Source organism: Endozoicomonas sp. ISHI1 (assembly GCF_024606225.1).
GTDB lineage: Bacteria > Pseudomonadota > Gammaproteobacteria > Pseudomonadales > Endozoicomonadaceae > Endozoicomonas_A.
The window spans coordinates 36,015-45,315 of record NZ_JAGRPU010000045.1 but is presented as its reverse complement, the minus strand read 5'-3'; the positions used below and the strand labels follow the sequence as shown (position 1 = coordinate 45,315).

Genomic DNA, 9,301 nt, shown 5'->3' with positions numbered 1-9,301 from the left:
TAAATGACAATCTCACTCTGTCTGACCGTGAGTGGCGGTGTCCAAAATGTAAAACTCTGCATGACAGAGATTACAGTGCGAGTTTGAACCTTGATAATTATGGTCGAGACACGTTACAGCTCGACGTGAAACCCTACGCAAGAGTGGAGTTAGACACGATTCGTCGTGCATCCACGGTGACGGCGTAGATAAGTCTACATAATTACAGATTATGTTAGATTTTTAGTAGCGGCCAGAAAGCAACCTGAACCATTAATTTTTTTTCAGCACCTGCCAGTGGATTGTCCTATTCTCACTGAGTTTGTCAGGACATAGGGTTGGCGGATGCTTCTCTTTTGCGGTTTACGGTCTGTGTTTTTGAATCTGATGCTGGTGACTTCCTGTTGGGGCAGTGTTGAGTCACTGGAGCGGAAAGTTCTCATAGATGTCCAGTACGACATTAACAGTCTCTATTTTGGTTATGTATTTGCCGAAGAATATAACAGGCTGTTTAAAGCCATAATGGTTTCAGTGCGTCAAGTCTATGACCGCTATGAGCAGGAACATTGGCCAGAAGGCCATTTTGCTCCAGACAATCAGACAGAAGCCCGACAGCTGCTGCTCACCAGACTTTTTCAGGAGGCCACCCGCCACACTATAGCGAACGTCACGGGTGGCTATGTTGTGGATGAGACTCACCCGGGCCGTCCCATGTTTCACCTCCTGCAGGCATTCAGTAATGCTCCGGCCATGGAAGAATCCCGGGATGTTAATCAGTGGTATCAAACCCAGCCGGTGTTGCTTCAGGGGGTTTTGGCTGAAGATCGTCGGGACTCCATGGAAAGCCTGATTGAGGAAGCTGTACTGAACAGTTTCAGAGCATTTCCGTCCAACCCACTTTCCCCGAAAGAGTTAGCCCGACAACTCGGTTTTATTCTGGTAGAAATGCAGGAGCTTTTTCTCCGTGGCAAGGGGCTCCGGTCTCTTGGCTACAAGGTCGAGCAGCAAAAACAGAACCCGGAGATTGCCAATGACCCTGCATTTATTCTTTATCTTTCCTTTTTGACTGAACGGTTTAATAGCCATGACACCCTCTGGCATACAGAGAGTCAGGAGAGCAAGTGGCGTCAGCAACCGGAAGACCTCTCGGCCCTGTTTATGGAAGCTGCCCATCGTGAAAATTATGGTATTGAATGGTATCAGCAGGTTCGCAGAATTCTGGATGGAGAAAAACCGGTCAGTGAAAAGCTGTTCAGGCAACACTTCTCGAGGGAAGATGAACTGGAAAGCTGGATCAAAACCGGGCTCAGCGTTCCGGTTGTCACGGTGATCAGCACCATGGTGGTGTATGTCAGGATTCTTTTATATGTATATGAAATGTTTTCGCCAAGGTTAAGAAGGGCTTTGTTAAATCGATTCATGTCAGCAAACCATTCATCGCTTTTTCAGCACCTGCCAGTGGGTTGTCCAATGCTGCCTGAATTTTTCAGGATATAGGGTTTGCCGATGGTTGTGTTTCGCAGTTTATTGTCCGTTTTTGTCAGCTTGATGCTGATAACGTGCTGCTGGGGCAGTGTTGAGTCACCCGAGCAAAAAGCGGTCAGGCTTGTCCGGATCCATCTCAACGATCTCTATTTGGATTATGTCTTTGCCGAAGAGAATGGGAGTCTGTTAAAAGCCATCATGGTTTCATTGAGGCAACTCTATGACCGCTACGAGCTGGATCAGTGGCTGGAAAATGACTCTGGATCAGGCAATCATACAGAAGCCCGACAGCATCTACTCACCAGAGTCGTCCAGCAGGCTACCCGCCACACCATTGCGAAAGTCATAGGTAACGATGAGGCAGATGACAGTTACCAGGATTGTTCTATGTTTCATCTCCTGCAAGCATTCGGCAGTGCTCCTGGCATGGAGGAATCCCGGGAGGTTGCTGATTGGTCCCAAGCCCGGCCTGTGATGCTTCAGGGGGTGGTGGCTGAAGATCGAACAGACTCCCTTGAGGAGCTGATTCAGCAAGCTGTACAGAACAGTTTCAGAGAGTTTCCTTCTAATCCGATTTCCAGGGAACAGTCAGCCCGGCAACTGGGTTTTATTTTGATGGAAATGCAGGAGCTTTTTCTCCGTGGCAAAGCGCTTCGTTCTCTAAGCCACAGCGTACACGATTTTGAACAGATACCGGCGATTGCCAGTGATCCTTCATTTAGTTTTTATCTTCCCTTTTTGACTGAACTGTTTAATAGCCATGACACCCTCTGGCATACAGAGCTTTCGGGGAGCAAATGGCGTCAGTATCAGGAAGACCTCTCCGCCCTGTTAATGGAAGCCGGTGATCGTGAAGATTATGGTATTGAACGGTACCGGCAGGTTCGCAGGATTCTGGATGGAGAAAAACGGGGCACGCAAGGCGACCAGGATGACGATGACTGGCAAGGCTGGATTGGAATTGGGCTCATAGGTCCGCTTTGTGTGATGGTCATCATCATGAAGGTCTATGTGGTGATCTATTTATGTGAAGAGGAACCGCCGTTTAGAGAACCTCAGAGAGGATAGGCTGCAAATGACGATAGGCAGAGAACCCGGCCTGATGTTCCAGCTTCAGTTGGGATTCTTCAGGCGACGATGGTTGTATTGGTTATGCCAGCCGGGATACAACAACTGTTTTTCCAGTTCAGGATCGGGAGGCTGGCTGGTAGTGATTATCTAATTTGTTAAATCGATTCATGTCAGCAAACCCTTTTCGTAATTGAAGGGCCCGCCCGTCTAAATTAATTGTTTTACCCAGTACTAGCCAGAGAATTGTCTTATACCACCTCAATTTTACAGGATATAGGGTTTGTCTATGGTTGTGTTTCGCAGTTTATTGTCTGTTTTTGTCAGCTTTATGTTGATAACGTGCTGCTGGGGCAGTGTTGAGTCACCCGAGCAAAAAGCTGTGAGGTATGCCCGGAGCAATCTCAATAGTCTCTATTTTTATTATGTTTTTGCCGAAGAGAATGAGAGTCTGTTGAAAGCCATCATGGTTTCATTAAGGCAAGTCCATGACCGCTACGAGCCGGATCAATGGCCGGAAACTGACTCTGGATCAGGCAATCAGACAGAAGCCCGACAGCAGCTACTCACCAGAGTTGTCCGGGAGGCTACCCGCCACACCATTGCGAAAGTCATTGGTAACGATGAGGCAGATGACAGTTACCAGGATTGTTCTATGTTTCATCTCCTGCAAGCATTCAGCAGTGCTCCTGACATGCAGGAATCCCGGGAGGTTGCTGATTGGTCCCAAACCCGGCCGGTGATGATTCAGGGGGTGGTGGCTGAAGATCGAACAGACTCCCTTGAGGAGCTGATTCAGCAAGCTGTACAGAACAGTTTCCGAGAGTTTCCGACTAATCCGATTTCCAGGGAACAGTCAGCCCGGCAACTGGGTTTTATTTTGATGGAAATGCAGGAGCTTTTTCTCCGTGGCAAGGCGCTTCGTTCTCTAAGCCACAAGGTAGACAGGTGGAAACAGATATCGGCGATTACCAGTGATCCTTTCTTTAGCTCTTTTTATCTTCCCTTTTTGACTGAACTGTTTAACAGCCATGACACCCTCTGGCATACAGAGCTTTCGGGGAGCAAATGGCGTCAGTATCAGGAAGACCTCTCCACCCTGTTTATGGAAGCCGGTGATCGTGAAGATTATGGTATTGAATGGTACCGGCAGGTTCGCAGGATTCTGGATGGAGAAAAACGGGTCACGCAAGGCGACCAGGATGACGATGACTGGCAAGGCTGGATTAGAATTGGGCTCATAGGTCCGCTTTGTGTGATGGTCATCATCATGACGATCTATGTGTTGATCTATTTATGTGAAGAGGTACCACCGTTTAGAGAACCTCAGAGAGGATAGGCTGGAAGGAACGACAGGCAGAGCATCTGACAAACTCCAGTGGCAAGATCCGAAAGGAGTATTTCAGTCAACGATTTCCGCAATGAAAGGGTCCGCAATGAAAGCGTCAGACGTTGTAAATTAATTGTTTTACTCTGCACCTGCCAGTCTACTGTCCTAAGCTTTCCGAATTTGTCAGGAAATGGGTGAGGTCAGGTGCTCCATTATCGCGCTTTATGGTCTGTGCTTTTCAGTCTGATGTTGGTGGCTTCCTGTTGGGGAAGTGTTGAGTCACCCGAGCAGAAGGCTCTCAGGCATGCCCGGAACAATCTGAACAGGCTCTATTTTGATTACGTCTTTGCAGAAGAAAATGAGGGGCTGTTAAAAGCCCTCATGGTTTCAGTTCGGCGAATCTATGAGCGGTATGAGCAGAACCAGTGGCTGGAAGATCACTCTGCACCAGACTATCAGCCAGAAGCTCGACAGCAGTTTCTTACCAGACTCATCCAGCAGGCTTCCCGCCATACTATTGCCAAAGTCACTGGTGACAATGATACGGATGACCGTTACCCGGACCGCCCCATGTTTCACCTCCTGCAGGCATTCAGTAGAGCTCCAGTCATGGAGGAAGCCCGGGATGTTATTGATTGGTACCGAACCCATCCGTTGCTGCTTCAGGGGGTCATAGCTGAAGACCGAATGGACTCCATGGAGGATCTGATTGCGGAGGCTGTGCAGAACAGTTTTAGAGAATTTCCGTCCAACCCGTTATCCCCGGAACAGTTAGGTCGGCAACTCGGCTTTATTCTGATAGAAATGCAGGAGCTTTTTCTTCGTGGCAAGGCGCTTCGTTCTCTTGGCTTCAAGGTGGACAGGCAAAAGCAGAACCCGGAGATTGCCAGAGACCCTGCATTTGTTCTTTACCTCTCCCTGCTGACTGAAGCCTTTAACAATCATCTCACTCTTTGGCGTACAGACAGCAAACGTCGTCACTATCAGGAAGATCTCGCCGCCCTGTTTATGAAAGCCGCCGATCGTGAAGATTATGGTAATGAGTGGTACCAGCAGGTTCGCAGAATTCTGGATGGTGAAAAGCCCGTGTCTTTTGCTCTGACACCGCCCGTTCAGAAGCCAGTCGTGCATCACTATCTGGATCTGGATCTGGATTACCATGATTGGGAACGCTGGTTTAAACTTGTGGCGAGCACTGTGATCGCCACGATAGGTATCACCTTGTTGGTGTGTGTGATAATCGCTGAGCATCAAACTAAATCGCGAAGGTTGGAATGGTTGCAAGAGAATAAGCTGCAAAGGAAGTTAGGCAGAGCACTCAACAAACCCTGGCGGAAAGATCCGAAAGGAAGGGACTGGAACCCCACCAGAAGGGACAGGGAGGAGGTCAGAGAAATCATTGAAGGCTTTGATCAAAAGGTTTGGAAAAATGTAATGATCAATGCCGGGGTTCTGAATCCCCTTTCTTGTGATATGGATCTGGATAATCTCTACATGCAGTGGTCGCTGACAGAGCTATACGGCTACTTGAGACAAGAAGAATATATCTTGACAAAAGAAGATAAAATAGGCCACGAAAGGGAGCAGCAAGAAGCGGCTGAAAGAGCCAGAACAGCCAGCCACACCGTAATAATACAGCAACAAAAAAAAGGGGAGACTTTATTCTTCTGCACTCCCAGCTACATTTGGGATTCTTCAGAAGGCGATGATGGCATTGGTTATTCGACCAGCTCGGGTACATCGACTACTTTTTCACTTCAGGATCGTGAGGCTAACTGGGATTGATTATTGAAGTAATGTATTTCAGTCAACCATTTCCGAATTTTAAGGTTCTGGCATTGTAAATTAATTGTTTTACTCCGCACCTGCCAGTCTACTGTCCTAAGCTTTCCGAATTTGTCAGGAAATGGGTGAGGTCAGGTGTTCCATTATCGCGCTTTATGGTTTGTGCTTTTCAGTCTGATGCTGGCGGCTTCCAGTTGGGGAAGTGTTGAGTCACCCGAGCAGAAGGCTCTCAGAAATGCCCGGAACAATCTGAACAGACTCTATTTTGATTACGTCTTTGCAGAAGAAAATGAAAGGCTGTTAAAAGCCCTCATGGTTTCAGTTCGGCGAATCTATGATCGCTATGGGCCAGATCAGTGGCTGGAAGATCACTCTGCATCAGACCATCAGACAGAAGCTCGACAGCAACTTCTTACCAGACTCGTCCGGCAGGCTACCCGCCATACTATTGCCAAAGTCACAGGTGACAATGATACGGATGAGAATGAGACGGATGACAGTTACCCGGACCGCCCCATGTTTCACCTCTTGCAGGCATTCAGTAATGCTCCAGTCATGGAGGAATCCCAAGACGTTCTTGATTGGTACCGAACCCGTCCGTTGCTGCTTCAGGGGGTCATAGCTGAAGACCGAATGGACTCTATGGAGGAGCTGATTGAGGAGGCTGTGCAGAACAGTTTCAGAGAATTTCCGTCCAACCCGCTATCCCGGGAACAGTTAGCCCGGCAACTCGGCTTTATTCTGTTAGAAATGCAGGAGCTTTTTCTCCGTGGCAAGGCGCTTCGTTCATTTAGTTTTAAGGTAGAGAAGCAAAAGCAGAACCCGGAGATTGCCAGAGACCCTGCATTTATTCTTTACCTGTCCAAGCTGACTGAAGCCTTTAACAATCATCCCACCCTTTGGCATACAGACAGCAAGCATCGTCACTATCAGGAAGGCCTCTCCGCCCTGTTTATGAAAGCCGCAGATCGTGAAGATTATGGTGATGAGTGGTACCAGCAAATTCGCAGAATTCTGAATGGTGAAAAGCCGGTCCTTGCCACTCCGCCAGCGCCCGTTCAAAAGCCTGTCGGGCATCATCCCTCGGATCTTGATGAACGGGAACGCTGGCTTAAACGTGTGTTAGGCATTCTGATAGCCGCAGAGGGCATAGCCATGGTGGCCGTGTTGGTATATTGGGTAATTGATGCATATAAAACGAAATCGCGAAGGCTGGAACGCTTGCAAGAGGATAAGCTGCAAAGGAAGTTAGGCCGGGCACTCAACAAACCCTGGCGGAAAGATCCGAAAGGAAGGGACTGGAAACCCACCGTAACGGACAGGGAGCAGGTCAGAGAGATCATCCAAGGGTTTGATCAAAAGGTTTGGAAAAATGTACTGATCAATGCCGGGGTTTTGAATCCCTTTTGCTGTAACATGGATCTGAATGATCTCTACATGCAGTGGTCGCTGACAGAGCTTTACGGTTATTTGAGGCAAGAAGAATATATCTTGACAAGAGAAGATAAAATACGGCGCGAAAGGGAGCAAGAGCTAAGAGAGCAAGAGCTAAGGGAGCGGGAAGAAGCGGCCAGAAGAGCCAGAGCAGCCACTTACACCGCAACAATCCATCAAAAAGAAAACAGGGAGACTTTATTTTCCCCCAATCCCAGCTTCATTTGGGACTCCTCAGATAGTGATGATGGCTTTGGTTCTACCAGCTGGGGTACACCAACTACTTTTTCAGTTCAGGGTCTGGAGGCTAGCTGGGATTGATTATTAAAGTGATGTATTTCAGTCAACAATTTCGGCAATTAAAGGGGCCGATAAGGGGGCTGACGTTGTAAATTAATTGTTTTACTCTGCACCTGCCGGTTTACTGTCCTATGCTTTCAGGATTTGTCAGGAAATGGGTTAGGTCAGGTGTTCCATTATCGCGCTTTATGGTCTGTGCTTTTCAGTCTGATGTTGGTGGCTTCCTGTTGGGGGAGTGTTGAGTCACCCGAACAGAAGGCTCTCAGAAATGCCCGGAACAATCTGAACAGACTTTATTTTGATTACGTCTTTGCAGAAGAAAATGAGAGGTTGCTAAAAGCCCTCATGGTTTCAGTTCGGCGAATCCATGACCGCTATGAGCAGGACTGGTGGCCGACAGTTCACTTTGCTCCAGACAATGAGGCAGAAGTGCGACAGCAGTTTCTTACCAGGCTTGTCCAGCAGGCTACCCGCCATACTATTACCAAAGTCACCGGTGACAATGATACGGATGACAGTTACCCGGACCGCCCCATGTTTCACCTCCTGCAGGCATTCAGCCGTGCTCCGGTCATGGAGGAATCCCGGGATGTTCTTGACTGGTACCGAACCCATCCGGTGCTGCTTCAGGGGGTCATAGCTGAAGACCGAATGGACTCCATGGAGGAGCTGATTGAGGAGGCTGTGCAGAACAGTTTCAGAGAGTTTCCGTCCAACCCGCTATCCCGGGAACAGTTAGCCCGGCAGCTCGGCTTTATTCTGGTAGAAATGCAGGAGCTTTTTCTCCGTGGCAAGGCGCTTCGTTCTCTTGGCTTCAAGGTGGACAAACAAAAGCAGAACCCGGAGATTGCCAGAGATCCTGCATTTATTCATTATCTTTCCTTTTTGACTGAGCTGTTTAACAGCCATTCCACCCTTTGGCACAAAGAGAGCCAACGTCGTCGTCATCAGGAAGACCTCTCCGCCCTTTTTATGGAAGCCGATAGTAAAGATTATGGTATTGAGTGGTACCGGCAGGTTCGCAGGATCCTGAAGGGTGACAAAGCGGTGCCTGTGACTCCGTCAACACCCGCTCAGCAACCGAACAAGCCTGAATACCGGGAAGAAGTAGTCGTATTGGCATTCTTTACTGCAGCAATGCTTGCGGCAGGTGGCATTTCGGGAGTCGTAGCCATCTGCAGGTTTTGTAAGGGCCTTATTGATTATGCCCGTCATTCCCAGAGTGCGAGCATGGCGGAGCATGCTGAGCAGGAGAGGGAGTTACAAAAAAAGTTAGGCAAAGCGCTCAACAAACCCGGGCGGAAAGATCCGAAAGCCAGGGACTGGAAACCCGGCAAAGAGGACTGGGAGGAGGTCAGGGACATTATGGAAGGCTACGATAGCGATACTGTGAACAGTGTACTGGTCGGTGCCGGGGCTATTGACCGCCCGCTATCTAACATGGATATGAATCTGCTCTATTCGCAGTTATCATTGACCGGTCTCTACGTTTACTTGAGGCAAGCAGAGTTTATCCAGACAGAAGAAGATAAAGAACGCCAAAAAATGGCGCAAGAAAGATTCGAAAAAATGGAGCAGGAAGAAGAGGCCAAGAGAGACAGAACCGCGACCTTTGCCGAAACCACTGAACTTCAGCAAGAGCACTCCACTTCCTACATTCACAGAAGCAGTGGTTTTTCCACTTGGGACACATCTTCCACTGAAACGGTCAGGCAGCGGGAGGCGACCCGGGACTGAATATGAGCGGTTCACCGGTCAACAATTTCCGCAATTAAAGAGCCTGCCCCTTGTCAATTTGCAGACTTTCCTTATCATGGTTGCTTCATCACGGAGATCCGCTCAGGAGCCTGACCGAGAATAGCGCCCGTAGCGAGGACGGCAGAAAATTGAGGATAAAAATTCGGTTTTGTGAGGAGAATA

At 48.6% G+C, this 9,301-nt stretch carries 7 protein-coding genes; all 7 read left to right on the top strand.

The genetic code is table 11. The features are described from left to right. Positions 1–188, top strand: a 188-nt coding sequence (locus KBW69_RS19970) for a transposase (RefSeq protein ID WP_257282015.1), incomplete at its 5' end; no start/stop codon positions are given. A gap of 163 nt (positions 189–351) precedes the next feature. Beyond that, on the top strand, positions 352–1,476 hold the full coding sequence (locus KBW69_RS19965; RefSeq protein WP_257282014.1) for a hypothetical protein: 1,125 nt from the start codon (positions 352–354) through the stop codon (positions 1,474–1,476). Between the two features lie 51 nt (positions 1,477–1,527). Further along, positions 1,528–2,532 carry a hypothetical protein gene (locus tag KBW69_RS19960; RefSeq protein ID WP_257282013.1) on the top strand — a complete coding sequence of 335 codons (1,005 nt, stop codon included), beginning with the start codon at positions 1,528–1,530 and terminating at the stop codon, positions 2,530–2,532. 283 nt (positions 2,533–2,815) lie between these two features. Beyond that, positions 2,816–3,871 carry a hypothetical protein gene (locus KBW69_RS19955; RefSeq protein WP_257282012.1) on the top strand — a complete coding sequence of 352 codons (1,056 nt, stop codon included), beginning with the start codon at positions 2,816–2,818 and terminating at the stop codon, positions 3,869–3,871. A 195-nt stretch (positions 3,872–4,066) separates the two neighbouring features. Next, the gene (locus tag KBW69_RS19950) at positions 4,067–5,647 is read left to right on the top strand and encodes a hypothetical protein (RefSeq protein ID WP_257282011.1); all 1,581 of its coding nucleotides are present in this window, start codon (positions 4,067–4,069) and stop codon (positions 5,645–5,647) included. Positions 5,648–5,782: 135 nt separating this feature from the next. Further along, on the top strand, positions 5,783–7,402 hold the full coding sequence (locus KBW69_RS19945; RefSeq protein WP_257282010.1) for a hypothetical protein: 1,620 nt from the start codon (positions 5,783–5,785) through the stop codon (positions 7,400–7,402). Between the two features lie 147 nt (positions 7,403–7,549). Continuing rightward, positions 7,550–9,118, top strand: coding sequence for a hypothetical protein (locus tag KBW69_RS19940; protein WP_257282009.1), 1,569 nt, complete (start codon positions 7,550–7,552; stop codon positions 9,116–9,118). The last annotated feature ends 183 nt before the right edge of the window (positions 9,119–9,301 follow it).

Bases quoted from the DNA above. Each gene is read 5' to 3' on its own strand.
- KBW69_RS19960 (WP_257282013.1), top strand. From the start codon at position 1,528: ATGCTGATAACGTGCTGCTGGGGCAGTGTTGAGTCACCCGAGCAAAAA.